The organism is Fictibacillus sp. B-59209 (assembly GCF_036216745.1).
Taxonomy (GTDB): Bacteria; Bacillota; Bacilli; order Bacillales; family Fictibacillaceae; genus Fictibacillus_C; species Fictibacillus_C marinisediminis.
Genome location: NZ_JARMMC010000018.1, coordinates 158,892 through 185,428 on the forward strand (window position 1 = coordinate 158,892; position 26,537 = coordinate 185,428).

23 protein-coding genes are annotated in these 26,537 nt (G+C 44.1%); all 23 read right to left on the bottom strand.

Annotated elements, in window-relative coordinates:
• Nucleotides 1-122: 122 nt before the first annotated feature.
• Nucleotides 123-1,085, bottom strand: coding sequence for an ABC transporter permease (locus P4361_RS13625; protein ID WP_053354435.1), 963 nt, complete (start codon nucleotides 1,083-1,085; stop codon nucleotides 123-125).
• Nucleotides 1,085-2,140 carry an ABC transporter permease gene (locus P4361_RS13630; RefSeq protein ID WP_053354436.1) on the bottom strand — a complete coding sequence of 352 codons (1,056 nt, stop codon included), beginning with the start codon at nucleotides 2,138-2,140 and terminating at the stop codon, nucleotides 1,085-1,087. Before P4361_RS13630 ends, P4361_RS13625 begins: the two co-directional genes overlap by 1 nt.
• Complete coding sequence (locus tag P4361_RS13635) at nucleotides 2,137-3,666, bottom strand: ABC transporter ATP-binding protein (protein ID WP_328089755.1); 1,530 nt, start codon at nucleotides 3,664-3,666, stop codon at nucleotides 2,137-2,139. Before P4361_RS13635 ends, P4361_RS13630 begins: the two co-directional genes overlap by 4 nt.
• Before the next feature lie 133 nt (nucleotides 3,667-3,799).
• Nucleotides 3,800-4,870: a BMP family lipoprotein gene (locus P4361_RS13640; RefSeq protein ID WP_062231830.1), complete on the bottom strand. Its 1,071-nt coding sequence runs from the start codon at nucleotides 4,868-4,870 to the stop codon at nucleotides 3,800-3,802.
• An 89-nt stretch (nucleotides 4,871-4,959) separates the two neighbouring features.
• On the bottom strand, nucleotides 4,960-5,685 hold the full coding sequence (locus P4361_RS13645) for a GntR family transcriptional regulator (RefSeq protein ID WP_256225804.1): 726 nt from the start codon (nucleotides 5,683-5,685) through the stop codon (nucleotides 4,960-4,962).
• Nucleotides 5,686-5,899: 214 nt separating this feature from the next.
• On the bottom strand, nucleotides 5,900-8,254 hold the full coding sequence (locus tag P4361_RS13650) for a DNA translocase FtsK (protein WP_328089756.1): 2,355 nt from the start codon (nucleotides 8,252-8,254) through the stop codon (nucleotides 5,900-5,902).
• A gap of 92 nt (nucleotides 8,255-8,346) precedes the next feature.
• A complete protein-coding gene (locus P4361_RS13655) occupies nucleotides 8,347-8,577 on the bottom strand; it encodes a YlzJ-like family protein (RefSeq protein WP_053354441.1) in 231 nt (76 codons plus the stop codon).
• A complete protein-coding gene (locus tag P4361_RS13660; protein WP_256225802.1) occupies nucleotides 8,574-9,317 on the bottom strand; it encodes a ClpP family protease in 744 nt (247 codons plus the stop codon). The genes P4361_RS13655 and P4361_RS13660 overlap by 4 nt, the downstream gene beginning before the upstream one ends.
• Nucleotides 9,318-9,414: 97 nt before the next feature.
• Nucleotides 9,415-11,088, bottom strand: a complete 1,674-nt coding sequence (locus P4361_RS13665; RefSeq protein ID WP_328089758.1) for a ribonuclease J — start codon at nucleotides 11,086-11,088, stop codon at nucleotides 9,415-9,417.
• Between the two features lie 223 nt (nucleotides 11,089-11,311).
• The gene (dapA, locus tag P4361_RS13670; RefSeq protein ID WP_248254651.1) at nucleotides 11,312-12,184 is read right to left on the bottom strand and encodes a 4-hydroxy-tetrahydrodipicolinate synthase; all 873 of its coding nucleotides are present in this window, start codon (nucleotides 12,182-12,184) and stop codon (nucleotides 11,312-11,314) included.
• Nucleotides 12,185-12,231: 47 nt separating this feature from the next.
• Nucleotides 12,232-13,482, bottom strand: coding sequence for an aspartate kinase (gene dapG, locus P4361_RS13675; protein ID WP_328089759.1), 1,251 nt, complete (start codon nucleotides 13,480-13,482; stop codon nucleotides 12,232-12,234).
• A gap of 20 nt (nucleotides 13,483-13,502) precedes the next feature.
• Nucleotides 13,503-14,549: an aspartate-semialdehyde dehydrogenase gene (gene asd / locus P4361_RS13680; RefSeq protein ID WP_328089760.1), complete on the bottom strand. Its 1,047-nt coding sequence runs from the start codon at nucleotides 14,547-14,549 to the stop codon at nucleotides 13,503-13,505.
• A 195-nt stretch (nucleotides 14,550-14,744) separates the two neighbouring features.
• Complete coding sequence (dpaB, locus tag P4361_RS13685; RefSeq protein WP_248252616.1) at nucleotides 14,745-15,332, bottom strand: dipicolinate synthase subunit B; 588 nt, start codon at nucleotides 15,330-15,332, stop codon at nucleotides 14,745-14,747.
• Nucleotides 15,332-16,231, bottom strand: coding sequence for a dipicolinic acid synthetase subunit A (gene dpaA / locus P4361_RS13690; RefSeq protein ID WP_328089761.1), 900 nt, complete (start codon nucleotides 16,229-16,231; stop codon nucleotides 15,332-15,334). The genes dpaB and dpaA overlap by 1 nt, the downstream gene beginning before the upstream one ends.
• Before the next feature lie 284 nt (nucleotides 16,232-16,515).
• The gene (locus tag P4361_RS13695; protein WP_328089762.1) at nucleotides 16,516-17,754 is read right to left on the bottom strand and encodes a pitrilysin family protein; all 1,239 of its coding nucleotides are present in this window, start codon (nucleotides 17,752-17,754) and stop codon (nucleotides 16,516-16,518) included.
• 86 nt (nucleotides 17,755-17,840) lie between these two features.
• Nucleotides 17,841-18,824: a polysaccharide deacetylase family protein gene (locus P4361_RS13700; protein ID WP_328089763.1), complete on the bottom strand. Its 984-nt coding sequence runs from the start codon at nucleotides 18,822-18,824 to the stop codon at nucleotides 17,841-17,843.
• Nucleotides 18,825-18,923: 99 nt separating this feature from the next.
• Nucleotides 18,924-21,044: a polyribonucleotide nucleotidyltransferase gene (gene pnp, locus P4361_RS13705; RefSeq protein ID WP_328089764.1), complete on the bottom strand. Its 2,121-nt coding sequence runs from the start codon at nucleotides 21,042-21,044 to the stop codon at nucleotides 18,924-18,926.
• A 172-nt stretch (nucleotides 21,045-21,216) separates the two neighbouring features.
• On the bottom strand, nucleotides 21,217-21,486 hold the full coding sequence (rpsO, locus tag P4361_RS13710) for a 30S ribosomal protein S15 (RefSeq protein ID WP_053354452.1): 270 nt from the start codon (nucleotides 21,484-21,486) through the stop codon (nucleotides 21,217-21,219).
• Nucleotides 21,487-21,627: 141 nt separating this feature from the next.
• Nucleotides 21,628-22,566 (bottom strand): bifunctional riboflavin kinase/FAD synthetase, encoded by a 939-nt coding sequence (gene ribF / locus P4361_RS13715; RefSeq protein ID WP_062231806.1) that lies wholly within the window; start codon nucleotides 22,564-22,566, stop codon nucleotides 21,628-21,630.
• Nucleotides 22,567-22,590: 24 nt separating this feature from the next.
• The gene (truB, locus tag P4361_RS13720) at nucleotides 22,591-23,514 is read right to left on the bottom strand and encodes a tRNA pseudouridine(55) synthase TruB (protein ID WP_328089765.1); all 924 of its coding nucleotides are present in this window, start codon (nucleotides 23,512-23,514) and stop codon (nucleotides 22,591-22,593) included.
• A 73-nt stretch (nucleotides 23,515-23,587) separates the two neighbouring features.
• Nucleotides 23,588-23,941, bottom strand: coding sequence for a 30S ribosome-binding factor RbfA (gene rbfA, locus P4361_RS13725; RefSeq protein ID WP_053354455.1), 354 nt, complete (start codon nucleotides 23,939-23,941; stop codon nucleotides 23,588-23,590).
• A 26-nt stretch (nucleotides 23,942-23,967) separates the two neighbouring features.
• Nucleotides 23,968-24,246 carry a DUF503 domain-containing protein gene (locus tag P4361_RS13730; protein ID WP_053354456.1) on the bottom strand — a complete coding sequence of 93 codons (279 nt, stop codon included), beginning with the start codon at nucleotides 24,244-24,246 and terminating at the stop codon, nucleotides 23,968-23,970.
• Nucleotides 24,243-26,531, bottom strand: coding sequence for a translation initiation factor IF-2 (gene infB / locus P4361_RS13735; RefSeq protein ID WP_328089766.1), 2,289 nt, complete (start codon nucleotides 26,529-26,531; stop codon nucleotides 24,243-24,245). Before infB ends, P4361_RS13730 begins: the two co-directional genes overlap by 4 nt.
• Nucleotides 26,532-26,537: the final 6 nt, after the last annotated feature.

The following is a 26,537-nucleotide window of genomic DNA, read 5'->3' on the forward strand; positions in this document are numbered from 1 at the left end:
TCCTCCCTTTTTAAATAGGTTGTTGATCATACTTTCTAGTGTACCCACATTCCATAGTAATCATGACTTTTCCTGCTTTAAACAAAAAAACCTGCTTCAATAACTGAAGCAGGTCCTGTCTATTATCGTTTTCCTTTTTCGTAAGGCTGTCCGGATGCTTTGGGAGCATCTGCACGGCCAACAAATCCTGCTAGTGCAAGAATCGTAAGCACATAAGGCGCGATCAGCAGATAAACATCAGGAATATCCTTGAGAAGAGGGATCTGTTCCCCTGTGATGCTTAAGCTTTGAGCAAGCCCGAAGAACAAGGCCGCTCCCATCGCTCCAAGCGGATGCCATTTTCCAAAAATCATCGCAGCAAGAGCCATGAAGCCTTGTCCTGAGATCGTTGACTGTGTGAAGTTTCCAGCGATGGAAGCCACATAGATGGCTCCGCCTAGACCAGCGAACGCACCCCCGATGATAACAGAAATATAACGGGTTTTATTAACATTGATCCCCATCGTATCAGCAGCCATCGGATGTTCACCGACAGAACGAAGACGAAGGCCGAACGGCGTTTTGTAGATGATGTACCATACCACAAAAGCCAGGAAAATCGCTACAAAAGAAGTTGAGTATGCATTGGAGAAGAACAGGTCTCCGATAACCGGAATCTTGGACAGCACCGGGATATCTCCTTTGCCGATCCGTTCCTGAATATCAGGAGTCTGGCCTGCATCAAAAAGTTTCTTCGTCAAAAAGATGGACAGTCCCGCTGCAAGGAAGTTAAGAGCAACACCGCTGACGACTTGATCGGCTTTCAGCGAAATGCTTGCCACTGCATGTGGAACAGCAAAGAGTGCACCCCCAACGATAGCTACTGCAAAACTCATCCATGGAGAAGCAGCGCCTAACCCCCATTGTTCACCATAGTGGGTAAAGATCGCCCCTAAAAAGGCGCCGAACATCATAAGTCCTTCAAGTCCAATATTAACAACACCAGAACGTTCACTGAAAACTCCGCCCAAAGCAGTAAGGATAAGGGGAGCTGCTGAAACGATCGCAGCAGGCACAATAAGGGCAAGGATATCGAAGAAGTCCATTAAAGTTTACCCCCTTTAGTAAATCGGTTGGTCAGCCAGCGGATAAGGTAGCTGGACGCCACAAAGAAAATGATCAATGCGATGACGATTCCAATGAGTTCAGTGGGAACTCCTGCTGTAGACTGCATAGTAAGAGCACCGATTTTCAGTCCTCCAAACAAAAGGGCGGCGACAATGATCCCTACAGATCCATTGGCTCCGAGCAAGGAAACGGCGATACCATCGAATCCTACCCCTGTAAACGCGTTATTGATCGTCATATATTGATAGGTTCCAAGGCCTTCCATCGTTCCCGCAGCACCCGCAAAGGCACCTGATATAGCCATGGCTAGGATAATATTTTTCGATACGCTTATTCCCGCATACTGTGAAGCATGCTGGTTGAAGCCGACTGCTCTTAATTCATAGCCGGTTGTTGTTTTCCATAATACAAACCACATAATAAGTGCACCAATAATTGCTACAACAATTCCATAATGAAGACGAGAAAAATCAGTCAGCTGCTGAAGCCAAGGAGAAGCCAGGGATGCTGATTCTTTAATATCCTTCGTCCTCTCTCCAGGTGCCAGCATATATGCACGAATAATGGCATTTGTTACATATAGCGCGATATAGTTCATCATGATGGTAGTAATAACTTCGTGAACTTTAAAACGCGCTTTCAGAATACCTGGAAGCACTCCCCAGATTGCTCCAGCTAGAGCACCTGCGATAACCGCTAGCGGCAGGTGGATGATCTTAGGGAGATCAAAGTTGATCCCGACATAGACCGATGCTAGCCAGCCGACAAGCAGCTGCCCTTCCACACCAATGTTAAAAAGTCCCGTGCGAAACGCAAAAGCCACGGCTAATCCTGAAAGAATGAGCGGTGAAGCCGCACGGATCGTTTCACCCATATTGTATCCATTTCCGAAAATGCCCTCAATTAAAGCAGAGTAGGCTTTGATGGGATCATAATCTGAGACCAGCATGATGATACCGCCGATCAAAAGTCCCAATAGCACGGATATGGCCGGGACAAGAATATGGAATAAACGGCCTTTAATTACATTCATTGCAAATCACCTGCTTTTTGTTTCTTGCCGCCCGCCATGAGCAGTCCAAGTTCCTGTTCAGTCGTTTGTTTTGGATCTACGACTGCAACAATTTTCCCTTCATATATAACCGCGATGCGGTCGCTTACATTCATTACTTCATCCAGTTCAAACGAGAGAAGAAGGACTGCCTTTCCTTTATCACGTTCCTGAATAAGTTTGGAATGAATAAACTCAATTGCACCAACATCAAGACCGCGTGTAGGCTGTGCTGCAATAAGGAAATCGGGACTTCTGTCCACTTCCCTTGCAATGATCGCTTTCTGCTGGTTGCCTCCTGATAATGCACGTGCCAGCGTATGTTCACTCGGTGTTCTCACATCAAATTCTTTAATAAGATTATTGGCCTTATCAAAAATTGCGGGAAATTTAAGAATTTTATGTTTGGAAAACGGCTGTTGGTAATACGTTTGAAGCACCATATTCGTACCGATCGAAAAATCAAGGACCAGGCCGTGTTTGTGTCGGTCCTGAGGGATATGCCCCACTCCGGATTCCGTTACCTTTCTCGGCTTAAGGTTCGTAATGTCCTTGCCGTTAAGCTGGATGGTGCCGCTGGTTGCTTTCCTTAAACCGGTGATCGCTTCGAGAAGTTCAGTCTGTCCGTTTCCGTCCACTCCGGCGATGCCGAGGATTTCTCCTGCTTTGATCTCAAGGGTCAGCCCGTCAACGACCGGCACTTTTCTTGAATCTTCAACGACCAGGTCATTGATCTGCAGTACAGGCCCTTTTGGCACAGCATCTTCTTTATCAACCTTGAAATTCACCTCGCGCCCGACCATCATCGCCGCCAGTTTATCAGGGTTGGTTTCAACAACGTCGACCGTGCCGATTCCCCGGCCTCGGCGAATAACCGTACAGCGGTCACAAGCTTCCATGATCTCCTTCAGCTTATGGGTGATCAGTATAATTGATTTTCCTTCTGCCACTAGCTTTTTCATGATCTCCATAAGTTCATGAATCTCCTGAGGAGTTAATACAGCTGTCGGCTCATCAAAGATTAAAATTTCAGCTCCGCGATAGAGCGTTTTCAAAATTTCCACACGCTGCTGCATTCCGACGGAAATATCCTCGATTTTCGCATTTGGATCTACTCGCAAGCCATAACGGTCAGATAAGGCTTTCACTTCTTTCGCTGCTTTTTTCAAATCCACTCTGCCCGCTGTTGTTATCTCTTTGCCAAGAATAATATTTTCTGTTACGGTGAAGTTTTCAACCAGCATAAAATGCTGATGCACCATTCCGATTCCAAGACGGTTAGCAACGTTCGGATCAGAGATCGAAATCTTCTCGCCTTTAACGTGGATCTCTCCCTCTTCCGGCTGATACAATCCGAAGAGAATATTCATGAGCGTTGATTTTCCCGCACCATTCTCACCGAGAAGAGCATGAATCTCGCCTTTCCTTACTTGCAATGTGACATTGTCATTGGCAACGATGCCAGGGAATTCCTTGCGGATGTTCCTCATTTCAATGACATACTCCATTGTGTTCACCCCTTATGACAAACTATAAACCTTTCAATCTTGTTTCTTCATCCTGCAGAGGGAGTCAGAAGTCTAACCTTTCACTGCGTAAATAAAGGCCAGTAAACGAATACCAGCCTTTACTTTTTACCATTTATTTTTTCATATCTGCTTCAAACTTTTTGAACTCTTTATCCGTTTTAGGAACCATAAGGCTTCCGTCCTGGATTTTCTTTTTGTACTCATCAACTTTTGCCAATGCTTCTTTCGTTACATTGTCTTTGTGAGGAGCAATTCCTACACCGTCTTCATTAAGACCGAATTCAACTACTTTTCCGCCAGGGAATTTTCCATCCATCGTATCCTTTGAAACTTGTTCAACAGCTTTGTCTACACGCTTGACCATTGAAGTCAATGTTACATCCTCAGGCATACCTTCTTCGTGCTGATCGCGGTCAACACCGATAACCCAAACTTTTTCACCATTCTTAGCTCGGTTCTTCGCTTCGGTAAATACACCTTTACCTGTTCCGCCAGCTGCATGGTAGATAATGTCTGCGCCTTTTCCGTAGAACGTGTTAGCGATCGCTTGGCCTTTTTCAGCTTTGTTAAAGTCACCAGCGTATTGAACAAAGATTTCGGCTTTTGGATTTGCCGTCTTTACTCCGGCTTTAAATCCGTTTTCAAACTTTTTGATTAATTCACTGTCCACGCCGCCGACAAAACCGACTTTGTTCGTTTTTGTCTGCATTCCAGCAATTAGGCCGACAAGGAATGAACCTTCGTTCTCTTTAAAAGTGATGCTCGCAACGTTCTTTTCAGGAACAACCATATCAACAAGTGCAAGGTGTCCGTTCGGCTGCTGCTTTGCCACTTTTTGGATATCCTGTGCCATCAAGAATCCGATTCCGTAAACAAGATCAAATTTTTCCCTAACTAATGAATTCAGGTTGGGAGCGTAATCACTTGCAGAGGATGATTGAAGATATTTGAAGTCTGTACCTTTTTTAAGATCGTTATCTTTACCGAACTTTTGAAGCCCTTCCCAAGCAGATTGGTTAAAGGACTTATCGTCAACACCGCCAGTGTCTGTTACCATCGCCACTTTAAATGCATCTTTTTTGCCGCCGCCAGTTGACTTTTCGCCTTCATCCTTACCACAGGCAGAAAGCAATGTGCCGGCTGCTAAAGCTAGACTTAATAAAACTCCAGTTCTCTTTTTCAATTCTTTTTCCCCCTATTTTTTTATGCGAATAACACTTGTAACACATTGAACAACGGTGTTGCACATCACCCCCTAAAAATGATAGACAGCTATAAGCGCTTTCTTACGACTGTAAAGTTAAATTTATCAGCTCTAAAGTAATTACAGGAATAAAGAACAGGCTCATCATTCTGATCATAGTGCATCTGTTTTAAAACGAGAAGAGCCGCTTCCTCAGGACATTCCAGGATCTCCGAAATCCGCTCATGGAAGCCTAGGGGTTCAATGTTTGTTACCGCATACATTACACGCTTGCCGGCTTCTTTTTCAAGCATTTCAAGCATGGAGAGGTACTTATGCTGTGATTCAGATGGCATATAAACTGCGGGTATATGGTCGATGCAATAAACAACAGGTTCACCATCAGCCGTTCTTACCCTTTCAACAACATTGATTTCTTGGTCTTCTGCAAGATTAAACTTATTCTTCAAGTCATCAGCTGCTGGAATGACGACGGAGGAGACGAAGACGGTGGAAGCCTTCTTGCCTGCTCGCTCAATCATGTCCGTCACACTGAAGAGTTCTTCAATACCAGAGGAAAAGAGTGCTCTGGTCCTGACGAAGGTTCCCACTCCATGTTTTCTGATCAGAACATTTTCGTCTTCAAGAATGCGGAGCGCTTCCCTTAATGTAGCTCTGCTGATGCCCAGCTGTTTAGAAAGCTCAAATTCTGACGGGAGTTTCTCGCCTTCTTCGTAAGTGCCGTTCTCAATGTCGGCTTTCAGTTTCTCAATAACTTTTAAATACAGCAGACGATGATCCGTCTTAATGGACACGTTGTTATTCACCTCTATGACAACCAAAACCAATAACAATTTACTGTTTTTCAGTGTAATGTTTATTTGACAAATATTTAAAATAATCGACATAAATATATCATTTTTATCTGTAGAAATAAATACTATTTTTAGAGATTTTTTTAAAACCAAGAATAAACGCATTATTCAGATAAATAAGCATAAAAAAACAGAACCCTTTTTAAGGGTTCTGTTAAGAGCTTGATGCTTGATTCTGTTCGGGAAGTGAGGTAAGCAGAACCTCTCTCGGCTTGCTGCCCTCATAAGGCCCGATGATACCTTTTGCCTCCATCGCATCCACCAGCCGGGCGGCACGAGAGTACCCGATACGAAAGCGTCTCTGCAGCATAGAAACGGATGCTGTCTGCATGTCGACGACTAGCTTTACGGCTTCAGGAAACAGATCATCCTCCACTTCCATGGTAACTTGTGCTTCTTCAGTTGGAATCATCTCTTTTTGGTATTGCGCTTTTTGCTGTGATATTACAAACTCGACAATCTTTTCTACTTCTTGATCCGAAAGAAAAGCTCCCTGAATCCTGGTCGGTTTGGATGCACCTGAAGGCAGGAAGAGCATGTCGCCTCGGCCCAGCAGCTTTTCAGCGCCGCCCATATCCAATATGGTCCTAGAATCAGTCTGTGAAGAGACACTGAAAGCGATGCGTGAAGGAATATTCGCTTTAATGATTCCTGTGATAACATCAACAGAAGGTCTCTGCGTAGCAATGATCAGGTGGATTCCTGCAGCACGAGCCATCTGGGCAAGGCGGATGATCGCATCCTCGACATCTCCTGAAGCAACCATCATCAAATCTGCCAGCTCGTCCACAATGACTACGATATAAGGCAAGGAAGGCTGTTTTGCCCCGCTCTCATTGTTCTGTCTTTTAATACTGTCGTTGTACCCTTCTATGTTTCGTGTACCGCTATGGGAGAACAGTTCATAACGCCTTTCCATCTCACTTACGACCCTTTTTAAAGCTTGTGCAGCTTTTTTCGGCTCTGTAACAACAGGGGCCAGCAAATGAGGGACGCCATTGTAAACGTTCAGTTCTACCATCTTTGGATCGATCATCATCATCTTGACTTCATGAGGCTTCGCCCGCATCAAGATGCTTGTTATAATACCGTTGATACATACGCTTTTCCCGCTTCCTGTTGCTCCTGCAACAAGAAGATGGGGCATTCTCGAAAGCTCTGCGAAAATCGGCTCGCCCGAGATATCACGCCCGAGACCAATCGCCAGTCTGGAGGTTTGTTTCTGATACTGGCTGGATTCAAGTACTTCTCTTAAAGTAACAGTAGCTACTTCTTGGTTGGGAACCTCGATACCAACAGCTGACTTTCCAGGTATCGGTGCCTCAATCCTAATGTCTTTAGCAGCAAGGGCTAGGGCTATATCGTCCGCCAAGTTGACGATTTTGCTGACTTTCACGCCCACATCAGGATATACTTCATACTTCGTAACAGCAGGACCAAGATGGACTTTCAGCACTCTTGCTTTTACCCCGAAGCTCTCAAATGTCTTCTCAAGTTTTTTAGCATTGCTTTTACTTGCTGCGTACTGCCTTTCTTTATGCTGGCCAGTAGCAGCTGGCCGGACTAAGAGGTCCATGGAAGGAAGTGCATAGTTTTCATTATGTTCTTCTTCTGTCTGTTCAAAGCTTGCTTGCAATCCTGCCGGTAAAGAATCTTCTTGTTCTTTTTCTGTCTTCTCATTTTTCTCTTCATGAAATCCTTTTGAGCCAAATTTCAGCTGTACGGCAGAACTCTCGTCGCGGTCCAAGTTCCTGGTAAAATCCTCAATGATCGGCTCATAATCTTCGTCTGCAGGCTTATGTTCTCCTTGCTGCTCATCAATTTTAGGCGCTTCTTTTTTAAATGTTCGTTTTTCGCTTTTCCTCTGGCTGTTTTTTAATTCTTGTGTTTTAGTCTGCAGAGATTCGTATGTATGAGAAAAAAAGTTGCCGGCTGCCTCTACGATTTTTGAAATGACACCTGACAGTGATTTTCCTGTGATGAGAATCAGAGAAATAATCATAACAAAGACAAGAATGACGCCAGAGCCCTGTACTCCGAACAAAAAGTGAAACATTGCAAAACCGACTGATCCGATCATTCCGCCTCCGAGATCTGCCTCTGGCGTGTTCCCTGACAGCTGTGACCAATAGATCTCCCAAGTATTCCTGATGACAGACGTATCTGCCCATCTCCCCTGCTTTGAAAGTAGAGAAAATAATTTCAGATGGCTAAGAATGAGCATCGATATGTAGAACAAATAAAATCCCGCAAGCCTTTTTCCCCAAACCGGCGGAGTCTTGCGTTTCCAGATTAAATAGACTGACACAACCAGCGTTCCGACGAGAAGCACTCCGTACCATTCGCCGCTGAAGAATCTGAGAAACTGTACAAAAGCCAGTCCTACTTTTCCCATTCGGGCCAAAGCAAGCATCGTTAAAGCAAGCAAAAGAAGGCCGGCAAGTTCATAGCTTAATTGCTCTTTCCAAGCTGACGTTTTTTTTGAAGCTTTTTTATTCCTTTTCGCCATTCTTTCACCTCTTAACAAACCAAGTAAAGCAGCCGCTTGGGGCTGCTTTTGTTCTTTATTATATCACAGGACCTAGCCTGTTTACTATCGCTTTAGAAATGGCCTGCTCTTAGAATTTGGCCCGGGCAGCAGTCGGCATTCATAAAATGGGCAGGATCAGTGCTGATCACCCGTACCACTTTATATTCCATTGGGGAGATCTGCTCCACAAGGACCGGAATATCGTTATAAAGCATGGTGGATTGAACGCTGTTTTCCGCTGATTGCCCTTCCTGTCCTTCAGGAAACATAAGTTCATGGGGCATGAGTGTATACCAGGTCATTGGATCACCTCAAGTCCTTCATCCGGTTTTTCTCGGTGCTGCTCCATCAGTTCGTTCAGCTTCGCGATCGCCTGGCCGACACCGCCGACTTCATTGATTAGTCCATCATTGACAGCATCTTTTCCAATCACATTCGTTCCGATATCCCTGGTTAAGTTTCCTTTGGAAAACATGAGTTCTTTAAATTTTTCTTCGGTTATTTCTGAATGTGAGGTAACGAAATTGATGACCCTTTCCTGCATCTTATCGAGATATTCAAACGTTTGAGGCACCCCGATAACCAGCCCGGTTAGCCTGACAGGATGAATTGTCATCGTTGCGGTTTTTGCAATGAAGGAATAATTTGCTGAAACAGCTATCGGCACTCCAATCGAATGCCCACCTCCAAGAACGAGTGAAACGGAAGGCTTGGAAAGCGAGGCGATCATTTCAGAGATGGCAAGACCTGCTTCAACGTCCCCTCCCACCGTATTTAAGATAATCAGCAGCCCTTCAATCTTCGGGTTTTGCTCGATTGCAACCAATTGAGGGATCAGATGCTCATACTTCGTTGTTTTGTTGTTCGGCGGAAGCTGAACATGTCCTTCTATCTGGCCTACAATCGTAAGGCAGTGGATACTTGAGCCTTCCATCTGCGGAACGTTTGTTTGTCCGAGTGACTGCAGTTTATTTACGAGACTGTTCTGATCCGGATTGTTGTCAGGCAATGACGGCTGTTTTGGTTCTTGTTCCTGATTCATACGAATAACCCCCTTATGCTTGTTCAGCATTTTCTTTTAGTATGAACGCTGGGGTTATTTTCATTCTGCATAAAAAAATGCCTGCAGACTGCAGGCATCAGATTTCCATAATAATCGGCATAATCATCGGCCGACGGCGTGTTTTATCAAATAAATAATGACTCAGTGAGTCGCGCATGTTTGATTTTAATGAGGACCAGTCCTTCACTTTCTCCTGCATGCATTTATCGAGCACTTCTGTAACGAGTTTATTGGCTTCCTTAAGCAGTTCCTCACTCTCACGAACGTATACGAATCCGCGGGAAATGATTTCAGGACCTGAGATGATCTGATTGGATGCCCTGCTGATCGTAACGACAACAACCAATATTCCGTCCTGAGACAAAAGCTTTCGGTCACGGAGCACAATGTTTCCGATATCTCCTACACCAAGACCATCTACAAGAACATTCCCAGCAGGAACTTTTCCTGTGCGTTTAGCAAGACCGTCCGCAAATTCAACTACTTCCCCTTTTTCAAGGATAAAAATATTTTCAGCTTCAACGCCAACTTGAAGGGCAAGATTTTGATGCGCTTTTTGCATTTTATATTCACCATGTACAGGGATAAAATATTTCGGTTTCATCCAGCTAAGCATCAATTTTAATTCTTCCTGACTGCCATGTCCGGAAACGTGGACTTTGCGCTGCCCGAAAATTACATCTGCGCCCGTACGCATCAATAAGTCCACAATTCGCGCTACAGAGCGCTCGTTGCCCGGAATCGGAGTCGCTGCGATCACTACAGTATCGGTATGCCGGATCGCAATCTGTTTATGGGCTTTATGCGCCATGCGCGACAAAGCTGCCATCTGTTCGCCTTGACTGCCCGTTGTTAAAATAACAATACGGTCTTCCGCATAGTTATTCATCTGATCAATAGAAATGACACTGTCTTTCTCGATGTTCAGATACCCTAGATCAGAAGCGATATCAACAACCTTTACCATGCTTCTGCCGGTAATCACAATTTTCTTGTTGGTTTTGGAAGCTGCAGTAAAGATCTGCTGGATCCGGTGGACATTGGATGCAAAGGAAGCAATGATGATTCGGCCGTTTGCTTCAGCAAACACATTATCGATCTCATAACCGACCGATTTTTCTGAGCCGGTCATTCCAGGCCTTTCCGCATTTGTGCTGTCAGAAAGCAAACATAATACACCTTTGCTGCTCAGCTCAGCGATTTTGCCAAAATCCGTATGCTTTCCATCAATCGGAGACTGGTCAATTTTAAAGTCCCCTGTATTCACGATGACTCCCTGCGGCGTGTGAACGGCAATGCCGACGGAATCAGGAATACTGTGGTTTGTGCCAAAGAAAGTAACTTTATACTCTCCAAAGTCAAGGACGGATTCTGAACTTACTAAGTGGGTTTGAGTGCTCTTATGAAGTCCAGCTTCTTTCAGCTTTGCTTCTACAAGCCCCAGGGTAAGCTTCGTTCCGTAAACAGGAACAGGAAGCTGCTTTAAAATAAAAGGAAGGCCGCCGATGTGGTCTTCGTGTGCATGGGTCAGAAAAATCCCCTTCACCCTGTCCTTATTCTGGACAAGGTAGGTGATATCAGGGATCACGATATCGATGCCAAGCATCTCCTCCTGAGGAAACATTAATCCTGCATCCAGGACAAAGATATCTTCACCCGCTTCGACCACATACATGTTTTTGCCTATTTCGCCAATACCGCCCAGGGCAAAAACTTTAATCTTTTCGCTATTTTGTTGTTTCGTTGTCAATGTAATAATCCTCCTAGTTGATGTGTTTATGTATTCTCCGTTCACGTCACTTGAATTCATTATAGCTTATGTTCGAAAGCGAATACAAGTTAAAGAAGGCACGGCTTATGTTTTTATCGGTCGATGTTTCACTTATGTACGGCGGGAAATAGCGCTGGAACTCCCTATGTGATTGAAAATCAACAAAAAGACAAAAAAAACAAGCGGCACTCTGGCCGCTTGCTTACAATGAGGAATGCATGATACGGGATAACGATTCCCGCTGCTTCTGGTTCAATGGCAATAAAGGAAGACGAACGCTTCCGACATCGAGGCCCTTTAGCTGAAGAGCTGTTTTAACGGGAGCAGGGCTTGGCGCTTTGAACATCTCATCCATTATCGGGAGAAGCTTTCTATGAAGCTTTGCCGCTTCCTGCACATTGCCTTCTTTAAAAGCCGAAATCATTTCCTGCATTTCGTTTCCAATCACATGGGAAGCGACAGAAATGATTCCTGCCCCTCCGATGGAAAGCACAGGCAGTGTGATTCCGTCATCGCCGCTGTAAAGAAGGAATTCTTCAGATGTTTCTTCAATGATCCGGCTCATCTCACCCAAGTCACCGCCAGCATCTTTTATGGCAACAACGTTTGAAATCTTTGAAAGCTCAATAACAGTATCAGCTGCAATACTAACGACCGTACGACCGGGAACATTATAAACCAAAATCGGGAGGCTGGTTTCTGCTGCAATGGCTTTAAAATGGGCGATGATGCCTTCCTGGCTCGGTTTATTATAATAAGGTGCCACGATCATAATGGCATCAACTCCGGCTTGTTCTGCCTTTTTTGTCAGATCGATGGACGCTTTTGTATTATTGCTTCCTGTACCTGCAATGACAGGTACCCTTTTATCAACAACTTTTACGACGTGCCTGAACAGGGCGATCTTTTCTTCAGTTGATAATGTCGGTGACTCCCCTGTTGTACCTGCAACAACGAGGCTTTCTGTTCCGTTCTGAATTAAATAATTGACCAGCTTTGTTGTTTTGCTGAAATCAATATTTCCTTTACTGTCAAACGGGGTAACCATGGCTGTACTAATATTTCCAAAATGCATCTCGATCAGCTCCTTAAATCTTGCAATGTCCACAAAGTATCTCTTTTTTAATGATTTGGGGAGTTTAATCCCGTGGAATGGATTTTATCTAATTCAAATGCTCTATGCAAAGCATTTACCGCCTTAACCATATCATCCTGTCTGACGAGCACCCAAATGGTTGTATGCGAGTCGGCGGACTGCAGAATCTGAATGTTTTCATCTACCAGCGCTTCCACGATCTTAGCCGTGACTCCGGGAACCCCTGACATCCCCGCTCCTACTGCGGAAACTTTAGCACAGCTCCTTGTGATCTCCGGAGAATAACCGAGATCGTTCAGGACTTTCTCCGCATGTTCAGCCATATTTTCCATTACAGTATACACTACACCCTTAGGGCTGATATTGAAAAAGTCTACTGAAATTTGTTCTTTGGCCATGGCTTTAAAGACCTTTGTATGGTGGTCATATTGTGAGTCTTTAGCTAATACCTTGATTTGCGTAACACCGGGAACATGCGCGATCCCGGTGATCACATGATCCTGAACATCCCGTCCTTCTGCTCCTTTTGATATAGCTGAGGTGACCAGGGTACCTGGAAGATCCGAATACGTCGAGCGGATCCGTAATGGAACCTTTGCCTGCATAGCGATCTCCACCGCGCGAGGATGGATGACCTTTGCTCCCTGATAGGCCATATTGCAAATTTCATTGTACGTGACAACAGAAAGAGGCACAGCTTCTTTTACAATCCGCGGATCAGCTGTCATTACTCCTTCAACATCAGTAAAAATATCAATATATTCAGCTCCGAGTGCAGCACCAAGCGCGGATGCGGATGTATCACTGCCTCCTCGTCCGAGCGTTGTTACATCACCTGAGGCAGATTCTCCTTGAAATCCAGCCACAACGACAGCATCATGTGAATCAAGCATGGACCGCAGCCTGTCACATTGCATATCTGTAATCCTTGCATTCTTATGTTCATCATTTGTCCTGAAGCCCGCCTGAGATCCTGTCAGGGCAGCAGAGGAAATTTCTTTTGTTTTTAAAAGGCTGGAAAATACAACAGAAGAGATGATTTCTCCACAAGAAAGAAGCAGATCATACTCTCTGCTTTCCACTTGGTGAGCAGTAGCCCCTATCAGACTTAGAAGTGTATCCGTTGCATACGGATCACCTGAACGCCCCATCGCCGATACGACACAGACGACCTTATATCCGTCAGCCACTGCCCTTTTGACATGTTCGGCCGCAAGTTCCCTGCCGGTATTGTCTTTTAAGGATGTGCCTCCAAATTTTTGTATGATTATCTTCATGAAGTTAGCACCTTCTTTGATTAGTTCAGCAATTCAAGCTTAATGAGGCTTTCTGCAATCTGCACTGAGTTCCAGGCTGCTCCTTTTAAGAGGTTGTCAGAAACAATCCACAGATGGAATGCGTTATTGCGGTCTAAGTCTCTTCTGATTCTTCCGACAAAAACGTCATTTTTGCCTACACAATGAGCAGGCATAGGATAGATTTGATTTTGAGGATCGTCTTGCAGCGTTACGCCTTCTGAGGAAGCCATCAGATCCTTGATCTCTTCGAGTGATGATACGTTTTCCCCTAATTCAACATAAACCGATTCAGAGTGGCCCGTCTCAACCGGGAGCCTGACACAAGTGGCAGCTACTTCTAGTTGAGGCATATGCATAATTTTTTTCGTTTCATTGATCATTTTCATTTCTTCAAAGGTATAGCCATTTTCCTGAAACTTATCAATCTGCGGCACAGCATTAAACGCGATCTGATAGTGCTTTTCATCACTGGCACACGGCATAATTTCTGGAGTGAACTCTTTACCGTCCAGGATAGCCTGTGATTGCGACTTTAATTCTTCAATCGCTTTTGCACCTGCTCCAGAAACTGCCTGATAAGTAGATACGATGACTTTGTTCAAGCCATACTTCTCATGAAGCGGCTTTAAAGCAACAACCATCTGGATGGTCGAGCAGTTTGGATTGGCAATGATGCCATTATGGTTGCGAATATCTTCTTCATTGACTTCCGGTACGACCAATGGAACATTCTCATCCATCCGGTATGCACTGGTATTGTCAATGACAACGGCTCCGCGTTTCACTGCTTCAGGAGCCAATGCTTTAGATATAGAGCCGCCCGCTGAAAACAGAGCGATGTCAACTCCTTCAAAGGCTTCCGGGAGCGCTTCTTGAATGATGACTTCTTCACCATTATAAACTGCTGTTTTGCCGGCAGACCTGCTGCTTGCAAGAAGTGATAGTTTTGCAATCGGAAAGTTTCTTTCTTCAAGCGTTTTAAGCATTTGTTGTCCAACGGCACCCGTGGCACCGACTACCGCTACATGAAATCCATTCTGAGTCATTTGACTGTATCTCCTTTTTTGTTTAATCCATAATCATTGTCATGACAGAAGGAGAAACACGAATGTTTCTCCTTCAAGTGAAACATCTTGGTTTCCCTCATTCTGATTTTAAGAGAGAATCATTTTAACAATACACATTTTATTTCACATTTTAACATACTTCCTGCTATTAGAAAGCTATTTTTAACGATTTGCTCATCTATTCGTCCGCAGGACAGGCTGCAGCTGTTTTCCCTCTAGTGCCGCTTCAACCGTTTCTAGGAGGTAATCCATATGCGCGACGAGCGAATTTTGCTTGTGCACAGGGTCATCCTGGCCGAACGGTACAAAATAGATGTTCTTAGCCGCCATCAGCTTCATAATATTAACACCATTTAAACCGAGACCATCATTTGTAGAAATGCCGAGGACGACAGGAGATTGATTGCGCATCGTGGCTTTCGCTGCCATCAGGACCGGAGAATCGGTCATCGCATTGGCAAACTTGCTGATGGAATTGCCGGTCAAGGGAGCGATAATCATACAATCCAGCGGCGTTTTTGGACCGAAGGGCTCTGCTTTAACAATAGAATTCACGGGTTCGATTCCGGTAAGCTCTGTTATTTTTTGCAGCCATTCTTCACCCTCACCAAACCGGGTGTTTGTACTTTGAACCGTATAAGTAACAAAAGGAGTTACCTTCGCCCCTTCGTCAATCAGCCTCTTGATCTGAGGAAAAACCGCCTCATACGTACAATGAGAACCAGTTAAGCCAAAACCGATATGTTTTCCATTGACTTTCATCAAGCTTTCCCCTTTCGATTAACCATTTCTTCCTGCATTAATTGGGAAAGGACATTTCCAAGAATCTGTCCTGCCGTCTTAGGTGCAACAATACCCGGCAATCCAGGAGCAAGGAGGGCTTTTATGCCCCTTTTTTCGGCATATTTAAAATCTGTTCCGCCGGGCTTGGAAGCCAGATCTATAATCAGCGTATGGGTTGGCATTTTTGAAATAATATCTGACGTCACAATCTGAAAAGGTATCGTATTAATGCAAACATCCGTGTCGATTACTTCTTTTTTTAAATGATCGAGATGAAAAGGAATAAAACCCATTTCACTGATCCTTGCTATATGTTCCGGTTTTCTAGCTCCCACTTTTACTTTTGCTCCAAGAGCCGCAAACGCTCTTGCGACACTCATTCCGACTCTGCCGAAACCTAAGACAACCGTATTTGATTTATGAATGGTCGTGTCGGTGTTCTGAATCACCATCATAAGCGTGCCTTCCACTGTCGGAATACTGTTGTAGATGGCTACATCATCTCTTTCGAAGAGCTGAGTATGCCCCCGTCCGCTTTCTGCAATAATGCCATTCAGGTAAGCATTCGTTATACCTGAATACACATGGCAATGCTTCGGGGTCTTCTTTAAATGTGCGGAAGTAAGTACAATACTTTTATTTGAGAAAATGGTATCAATTTCACCATTTGGACCTGTGCCATTGACCGGCAGTACGATACAATCCAGTCTGGAAAAATCAACTTCTCCAATATCCATTTTCGAGGCTCCGGTAAATCCGTGATCCAGCTGGTCAAACCCAACCAGTACAAGGTTGGCGCCTTGTTCAGTCAGTTTGCGGATCACCTCCAGCTGTCTGGCATCACCGCCAAATATGGCAATTTGCAAGTCAGTTAACATGCTTCCTCCCCTTTCTCTGTTGCTCCGCAAAAACAGGGGAAATCCTTGTTCATGTTCGCAACACCATCATATGAACGCATTGCCCAGATGGTGACTCTACTCACTCGGATGCAACAGTATTCAAACCATTTATCAGCCTTCATTCGCCATGCTTCTCATTTACCTCAACAGTATATTCAGAAAAAAAAATTGGGATTGATTAGACAACCTAATGACAAGCCCGAATTTAAGAGATTCCTTTGGAAAACGACGTAAAAAAACCTGCAGCATATGCTGCAGGCCTATTATTGCAATCCTTTTGGGAGTTCACCTGTCGGGCTGACTAACGATGCGGAACATTCATTGCTGAATATCCGATGAATCAATGTGTCCACGCTATCTTTTGAAACAGCATCGATCAGCTGCACCATTTCATCAAGAGAACGGTGATAGTTTAAGATCAGTTCATTCTTCCCGTTCCTGCTCATTCTGCTGTTCGTACTTTCGAGGCTGAGCATGAGGCTTCCTTTGATCTGTTCTTTCGAGTTCAATAGCTCTTTATCCGTTATACCTTTATCTTTAAGATCATCAACGATCATCAGGACTGTATTGTACAGCTCATCAAGCTGTGCCGGAGCGGTACCTCCATAAATGGTAAACAGTCCATTGTCCCTGTATGCGGAGTGGTATGAAAAGACAGAATAAGCGAGGCCTCGCTGCTCACGGACTTCCTGGAACAGCCTGCTGCTCATGCTGGAACCGAAAATATTGTTCAAAACGATCAGCGAGAACGTATCCGGATCTTTCAAAGACAGTCCCGGAAAGCCCAGGCACAGATGCGCTTGTTCTGTTTCTTTTTTTCTTGCCAGCTTTTCACTGTGGAAAAGCGGTGCCTGGATGTTCGAATCGGCTGGAGTACCGGAGTAACCGCCGAACAAGTTTTCAACCTCTTTTATAAAACTTTCGTCAACGTTGCCCGCTACAGAGACCACAACGTTTTCCGGTGTATAGTAATCAGCCATATAATCGCGGAGCGTTTTACCATTAAATGTATTCAAGGTATTCTCTGTCCCGAGGATCGGATACCCTAGTGAATGCTGGTGAAAGCTCGCTCTGCTTAATAGGTCATGCACGATATCATCCGGAGTATCTTCATACATTTTTATCTCTTCAAGAACGACGTTTTTCTCTTTTAAAAGTTCCTGTTCGTCGAATGTAGAGTTGAAGAACATGTCAGACAGGACATTAAGGGCCCTGGGTGCATGGGTATCGAGAACTTTGGCATAGTAACATGTATATTCTTTTGATGTAAACGCATTGACTTGGCCGCCGATGCTGTCAAATGATTCTGCGATCTCCCTCGCACTGCGGATTGTTGTCCCCTTGAAGAACATATGCTCCAAAAAGTGGGAAACCCCATTGTTTTCGGGAACTTCAAACCGTGATCCGGTACCGATCCAAACACCGATGGCAACGGAACGTACGGTTGGAATTTTTTCCAAGACGACTCTCACGCCGTTTGGACACGAATGTCTAATAATCAAACTTATTTCCTCCTAGCTGTATTCCATCTCGATCAACCGTTCTCATAGGAACAATATACCATTAACATAACTATCATACAACATTGTTATTTTACTGGAGGTTTGGTTATCATCCGCTGTTCATTCATCAGTTCTGATACGGTTCCGATCGAATATCCTTTGGCTTTAATGCCTCCTATTATCCGTTTCAGGCCATCCGCCGTTGAAGACGTCGGATGCATGAGCACCATTGCACCTGGATGCACTTTTTTTACAACAGATTCCGCCATCCTGCCTGGATCCGGGTTCCTCCAGTCAACGGTGTCTACGGTCCAAAGAATGGTTTTCATCTTCTGCTCTGCAGCGATCTTCACGACATCATCTCTGTAGCTTCCGCTAGGCGGAGCAAACCACTTCGGTATTCTTTTTTTTCCAAGCGTTGCTTCTATCACACGGTTTGTGCTCGAGAGCTCATCCCTGATTCGCTCATTGGTCATTTTCTTCAGATCCGGGTGGGTATATGCATGATTTCCGATCTCATGGCCTTCATCCAGGATCATTTTTGCTAGACTAGGGTTTTTCTTCACCCAGGATCCATCAAGAAAGAACGTAGAATGGACATGAGCTTCCTTCATCGTCTTCAGCAGTTTCGGCAAGTATTCGTTACCCCAAGCTACATTGACCAGCAGGCTCACCATCGGCTTTTCAGGATTTCCCTTGTATATAGGGGATGGCGGCAGATCGTTCAGTTTTACTTTTGGAGGAATCTGCTTAAAAACGAGTTTCTTATCATCAATGATTTTTAAACCTCTCATCTTTTTATAAGAAGCATCGATATCCAGTTCAACTCCATTGTATCCCGGTACAGCCTTCCACACTCTGTCCACGGCTGCATTGATCGGCGGTTTGTTTACTTCACCGGCCTTTTTTTGCAGCTGTTCAAATAAATTGTTGTCCTGCATTTTAGACACCATTGTTGTCTGTGCTTTCATACTATCTAAATAGGTGGAGGTAAACGGGTTTTGCACCGTCCCGACAGTTACTCCAATTATTAGAATAAACATACTCACATGAAGCAGATTTCTTTTCATTGAACTCCCCTCCTGTAAAAAGGGTATGTCCAGCAATGGCTTGTTAGAACATCGCCAAATCGGTGAAAGCCATAAAAAAAAACCGGTTAAACCGGTTTTTTATTGCTCGCTGTTCTTTTGTTCTTGTTCTTTTTTCTGTTCTTTTAAAACGACTTTTCGGGAAAGGTTGACACGTCCCTGGTTATCAATCTCTGTAACCTTGACGCGAATCACATCGCCTAATTTCAAAACGTCTTCCACTTTTCCGATTCTTTCTTCTGCAAGTTCTGAAATATGAACCAGTCCATCTTTGCCCGCGAACAATTCAACGAAAGCACCGAACTTTTCAATTCGTTTTACTTTACCGTCATAGTACTCGCCAACTTGAACTTCACGGACCAGATCAGCAATAATTTTTTGTGCTTTCTCGTTCATGGTCTGATCAGCAGAAGCAATGAATACCGTACCATCTTGTTCGATATCTATTTTTACGCCGGTTTCTTCAATAATCTTATTAATGACTTTTCCGCTCGGCCCGATAACATCTCTGATCTTATCAGGATTGATTTTCATTGTAATAATCTTAGGTGCGTAAGCAGATAGCTCTTTTCTAGGCTGATTCAGTGTTTCCATCATGGAAGAAAGAATATGCAGACGGCCATCTTTTGCTTGCGTTAACGCCTGTTCCAAAATTTCACGGTTGATACCAGAGATCTTAATATCCATTTGCAGTGCCGTTACACCTTTTGACGTACCGGCAACTTTAAAGTCCATATCTCCCAGATGGTCTTCCATACCCTGAATATCAGTAAGAACGGTCACATCTTCTCCGTCGCTGACCAATCCCATAGCGATTCCAGCAACCGGTGCTTTAATCGGAACACCTGCATCCATCATCGCCAGGGTGCTGGCACAGATGCTCGCTTGTGAAGTTGATCCATTGGATTCAAGGACTTCAGACACAAGACGAATTGTATATGGAAAGGATTCTTCAGAAGGAATGACAGCCTCAAGTGCACGTTCCCCAAGTGCTCCATGTCCGATTTCTCTTCGACCCGGGCCCCTCATAAAGCCTGTCTCGCCGACACTGAATGGAGGGAAGTTATATTGGTGCATGAAGCGTTTTGATTCTTCAACTCCCAATCCGTCAAGCACCTGAACATCACCAAGCGCTCCAAGTGTACATACACTTAATGCTTGAGTTTGTCCGCGGGTGAACAAACCGGATCCGTGCGTGCGTGCCAGAAGGCTGACATCTGAAGACAATGGGCGGATCTCGTTGCTCTTTCTGCCGTCTGGACGAACTTTTTCCTTGAGAATTAAGCGGCGGACTTCTCCTTTAATGAGAAGCTGAAGAACTTCTTTCGCTTCATCTACTTTTTCCTCGTCAGTTTCTTCGTAATGAGCGACAACTCTATTTTTCAATTCATCAAGAGCAGTCTGTCTTTCCTGTTTATCAAAAACACTGACAGCCGCTGTTAAATCTGCAGCAATAAAGCTGCGGACTTCATCAACCAATTCCTGATCGACCTGGTGAAGCTGTATTTCCATCTTTTCTTTCCCAAGTTCCTCTACAATCTTTTCTTGGAAAGCAATCAGCTTTTTAATTTCTTCATGTGCGAACATGATTGCTTCGAGCATCACTTCCTCAGGAACTTCTTTCGCTCCTGCTTCAACCATGTTGATGGCTTCTTTCGTACCTGCCACGATTAAGTTGATATCACTTTTTTCATTTTCTTCGATTGTTGGGTTCACAACAAATTGGCCGTTAATGCGTCCGATGGTCACACCTGCAATCGGTCCTTCAAAAGGAATGTTAGATATAGATAACGCGAGAGATGATCCGATCATCGCTGCCATTTCAGAAGAACAATTCTGATCCACGCTCATTACCGTGCTCACTACTTGAACTTCATTTCTGAAGCCGTCGGCAAACAGCGGACGGATTGGACGGTCAATGAGGCGGCTGGCTAGAATCGCTTTCTCACTAGGCCTTCCTTCACGTTTAATAAACCCTCCAGGAATCTTACCAACTGCATAAAGGCGTTCTTCGTAGTTGACAGTCAGCGGGAAAAAGCTTAAATTTTTAGGCTCTTTAGAAGCTACTGCTGTAGAAAGCACAGCTGTATCTCCGTAACGTACGAATACCGCTCCGTTAGCTTGCTTTGCAAGGTTTCCAATTTCGAATGACAGTTCTCTGCCTGCCCAGTCCATAGAAAAAATACGTTTCTCTTGTTCCATTTCTTTTGGTACTCCTCTCGACAATAAAACAAATAATTTATGTCTATATTATATCCTAAACACATCTTTCCTAAAAAGGAAAACTAGGCTTCTTCTTTCAGTATACAGCCAATCTATTATGTATGGGTTTTTTTACAGAAAAAAAGCGGGAAAATTTTCCCGCTTTTTCCGATTAACGACGTAATCCAAGCTTATTGATAAGCTCACGATAACGCGTAATATCTTTGTTACGAAGATATGTTAGCAAGTTACGGCGCTTACCTACCATTTTCAAAAGACCACGGCGTGAGTGGTGATCTTTCTTATGGGTACGTAAATGGTCATTAAGAGTGTTAATCTGCTCTGTAAGGATAGCGATCTGAACTTCCGGAGATCCTGTATCAAGATCATGAGTTTTGTACTCGCCAATAAGTTCATTTTTACGTTCTTGAGAAATTGCCATCCTGTTCACCTCCTTTGAAATATAAACCCCGGCAACCGAGCATGCGTCGGTGAAATCGCGATGCCAAGCAGCGGTTTTTTAGTGTACAATGAAGTACAAATATTAGATTACCTCTTTTTTAAGGATATTGCAAGAGTAACCCTATTTTTCATAAAAAAAATCCAAGGCAGCCTGTTTGTCAGCAGCTATTTGCTTTACAAGACTGTCAACTGAGTCAAACTTTCTTTCATCACGGATCCGTGACAGCCATGAAACTTCAACCATTTTCCCATAAATGTTAGAAGAGAAATCAAACAGATGAACTTCAATCGACGCTTCACGGTCTTCATGGAAAGTCGGCTTCTTGCCAATGTTCGCCACTCCGTTATAAACCGTATCTCCGATCTTGACCTGCACAATATATACTCCATTCGCAGGAATGAGGAAATCTGCGCTGCTGCTGATGTTCGCAGTGGGAAATCCGATGGAAGTCCCCCTGCTCTCACCGTGGATTACCATACCTGTGATGGAATAAGGCCTGCCAAGATATTCAGGAATCTGATCAACCGTACCTTCCTTTAGAAGGTTTCGAATCAAGGTCGAACTTATTTTCTGGCCATTGATCTGCATTTTTCCAATGACTGTCTGTGAAAATTGGCCGTTGGCATACTCCGCCATCTTGGCCATATCTCCTTTTCCGAACTTTCCGTACGTATAATCGAAGCCTGCGACTACATGGCTGACGTTAAGGCCGATCAAGTATTCCTGTATGAACGTCAGCGGTGCGAGTGAAGCAAATTCTTCATTGAACTCCACCAGATAGAAGATGTCAATGCCCATATTACGAAGCAGGGCTTCTTTCTTCTCCAGAGGCGTTAAATAGGATACATGTGCTTCTTTCTTCCCTAAAACAACAGAGGGGTGCGGATGAAACGACATCACTGATGATACCGCCTTTTTCTCTTTGGCAATTTCAGCCGCAGTTCCGATCACTTTCTGATGTCCTTTATGAATACCGTCGAAATACCCTAAAGCCATGACTGTAGGGGGAAGTTCGTTCTTATTCAGCTGATGAGGATGTGACAGTGTAATTGTTTTCAAAAATCCACCTTCTAACTCTTTGCCTTACTCTACGGCTAAAATTTTTTCTGGTTTCATTAAATGAGGTTTATCGGGATGCTGTTTATAAATCGCAAGGCACAGCCCTTTTTCATTATAAACGGCAAACCTGTTATTTTGCACATCTTTTGCCATAGGCAGTACAGATCCGTGCTTGATCCTGCGTTCCATCTCTTCATCAGCGACGATGGACTCAAAGTGGCCTATCGCCTTTTCAATGGGCAGGAACAGCTCGGCGATCGTCCCGTTTTCTGCGGCTGTCTCTATTTCCTCAAAGGTATAGCAGTCCTTTAGCTGAAACGGACCTGAAGCTACTCGCACCAATTTGGACATATGTGCAGGATAGCCCAATTTTCTGCCCATATCTACCGCCAGGGTTCTGATATAGGTTCCTTTGCTGCATCTTACAAAAAACGAGAAGGAAGGGTAAGGTCCCGGAAATTGACGATCATGTGAGAGAAGCTTGAGTTCGTAAATGTTTGCTTCACGGACAGGACGCTCCACTTCGATCCCTTCACGGGCATATTGATAAAGCTTTTTACCATTAACTTTTACAGCAGAAAACATGGGAGGAACCTGCTGGATAATCCCCTTAAAAGACTGTAAGACTGTTTCAACCTGCTCAGCACTGATCTCTCCGGGAACTTCTTTTGTTTCAACGGTTTCTCCATAAGCATCTTCAGTAGCCGTTGCTTTGCCTATCGTAGCTTCCGCTTCGTATGCTTTCGGATAATCGGTCATATATTGGGCTATCTTTGTGCCTCTTCCGACACAGACCGGAAGAACCCCAGTCACCTCAGGGTCTAAGGTTCCTGTATGCCCTACTTTTTTTGTTTTTAAAATATTTCTTAACTTTGCCACACAGTCATGAGATGTCATTCCTGCAGGCTTTAATAAAGGCAAAACGCCCTCTGGCTGGTGTGCCGGCATATCCTTACCACCTATCTGCATCAAAAAAGAAGAGACAGACAAACCACTGCCTGTCTATCTCTTTTTGTAATCACTATTCCTCATCAGAACCTTTTATATCAGTCAGCAATGTTTCAATTCGGCTTCCATATTCGATGGATTCATCGAATTTAAAAGAAATTTCCGGCGTTTTGCGCAATCGGATTCGTTTGCCGATCTCTGTTCGGATAAAACCTGATGCTTTTGCCAGACCACGAAGTGTCTGTTCTTTTTGTGCATCATCTCCAAACACGGAAATATAAACAGTTGCCTGCTGTAAATCTCCCGTTACTTCAACACCTGTTACAGTTACAAAGCCAATGCGGGGATCTTTTAGCTTCCGGCCAATAATATCGCCAAGTTCTTTCTTCATTTGTTCTCCAATGCGATTGGATCGGATTTTGCTCATTCTTCCACCCCGTTTCTATCTGTACATTATAACCACTCTATTGCAGTTGTTGTCACTTCCAGCTCAGGAATGCTGCTGATCAGCTTGATCGCTTTCTGAAGTTCCTGTTCTACAATTAGTTTGTCCTTAGAGATGGTTACAATTCCAAGTTCTGCTCTCTGCCATAAATCATGAAAGTCGGTCTCGGAGACAGCAAGATTAAATTGCTGCCTTAACCGAGTAACGATCTTTTTAACTACCGAGCGTTTATCCTTTAGTGAATGCGATTCATAGATGAAACATTCAACCGTCAGGAAACCAATCATGCCCGTTTAATTTCTTCCATGATGTACGCTTCGATGACATCTCCCTCTTTGATGTCATTGAACTTTTCTAATGTTATTCCACATTCATACCCTGCACTAACTTCTTTTGCATCATCTTTGAAACGCTTTAACGCATCGATTTTACCTTCATAGATCACGACACCGTCACGGATGAGCCTAACAGTTGAATCACGTGTTATTTTTCCATCGGTAACGTAACAGCCTGCGATCGTTCCTACTTTTGAAACTTTAAAGGTTGTTCGGATCTCAACTTGGCCGATTACTTTTTCTGCAAACTCAGGATCAAGCATCCCTTTCATCGCAGATTCGATTTCTTCGATAACGTTGTAAATGATACGGTGAAGACGAACATCGACTTTCTCCGCTTCAGCTGTACGTTTGGCATTATTATCAGGGCGAACATTAAAACCGATGATGATCGCGTTAGAAGCAGAGGCTAAAATAATATCAGATTCAGTAATTGCACCCACTCCGGTATGAAGGATCTTAACCTTTACGCCTTCTACATCGATCTTTTGAAGGGAGCCGGCAAGCGCTTCTGCAGATCCTTGTACGTCCGCTTTAATGATCACGTTGATCTCTTTAATGTCGCCTTCTTTGATCTGGTTGAACAGATCTTCAAGATTTAGCTTCGATGATTCTTTACGCTGTGCTTCAACCTGTTTCTTGGAGCGAGCTTCACCAATCTGGCGAGCCTTTTTCTCATCAACAAATACCATAAACTGGTCCCCGGCTTGAGGAACTTCGTTTAGGCCCGTGATTTCTACAGGAGTTGAAGGGCCTGCCACTTTTACACGGCGCCCAATATCGTTAACCATCGCTCTTACACGTCCGAATGTGTTTCCGACAACAATCGGGTCACCGACATTCAATGTTCCGTTTTGAACGAGAAGGGTAGCCACTGATCCGCGGCCTTTATCAAGCTGTGCTTCGATAACGGTACCTTGTGCGGCACGCTTCGGATTCGCTTTTAGCTCTTCTACTTCAGCAACAAGCTGGATCATTTCGATCAGGTCATCAATTCCTTCACCTTTTAGCGCGGAAACATTGACGAAAATGGTATCGCCGCCCCAGTCTTCTGGAACAAGTGCATGCTCGGTTAATTCCTGCATGACGCGGTCAGGGTTCGCCGCCTCTTTATCCATTTTGTTAACAGCAACAATGATCGGAACTTGGGCAGCCTTCGCATGATTGATCGCTTCCACAGTCTGTGGCATAACACCATCATCAGCCGCAACGACAAGAATCGTGATGTCTGTAACCTGTGCTCCCCTTGCACGCATTGTTGTAAACGCGGCATGTCCAGGAGTATCAAGGAAAGTGATTTTCTTTCCTTTGTCTTCGATTTGATAAGCGCCGATATGCTGCGTGATGCCTCCAGCTTCACTTGCAGTTACTTTCGTATCACGAATAGAGTCTAACAGCGTTGTTTTACCATGGTCAACGTGCCCCATGATCGTTACAACTGGAGGACGGACTTGAAGATCTTCTTCTTTATCTGCGTTGTCAAAATTTTCGAATTCAGTTTCGTCGATGATGATCTCTTCTTCTACTTCAACGTTGTAGTCGCTCGCAATCAGCTCGATAGTTTCTTTGTCAAGTTCCTGGTTAATTGTTGCCATAACACCTAGGAACATTAATTTTTTAATGATTTCAGATGGCTCTTTTGCCAATTTTTTAGCCAGTTCACTTACGGTCAGAGAACCTGAGAAGGTAATCTTATCTGGAGTGACGGGTAATGGTTTTGGTTGTGGTGCAGGTGCAGATTTGCCTCGGTTGTTGTTATTCTTGTTGTTTCTGTTCTTATTATTATGATTGCTGTTATTATTTTTGTTTCCAGGCTTGAAGTTGCTGCCGCCTTTTTGTCCCGGCTTGGCATTCTGGCTGTTGTTCCCGCTTTTCGGGGCTGGCTTGCTGTTCTGGCTATTGTTTCCGCTCTTTGGAGCCGGTTTGTTGTTTTGGCTGCTGTTTGGCTTTTTAGGTGTTTCGTCTTTTTTTATTTTCATAGTATTCTCTTTTTTACTTTCATTTTTATTTTCTACCTTGTTCACATTGGATGTATTCTTTTTCTGTTCTATTTTATGTTTCTCCTCTGTCATCTTATTTTTGGGCTGATATGCATCGTTTAATTTACGGATCGCGTCTTCATCAATCATTGACATATGATTGGATACATCGACGTTCATCGTTTTTAATTTATCAATGATATCCTTGCTTTGAACATTTTGTTTTTTTGCATATTCATACACACGCATCTTACTCATATGTTC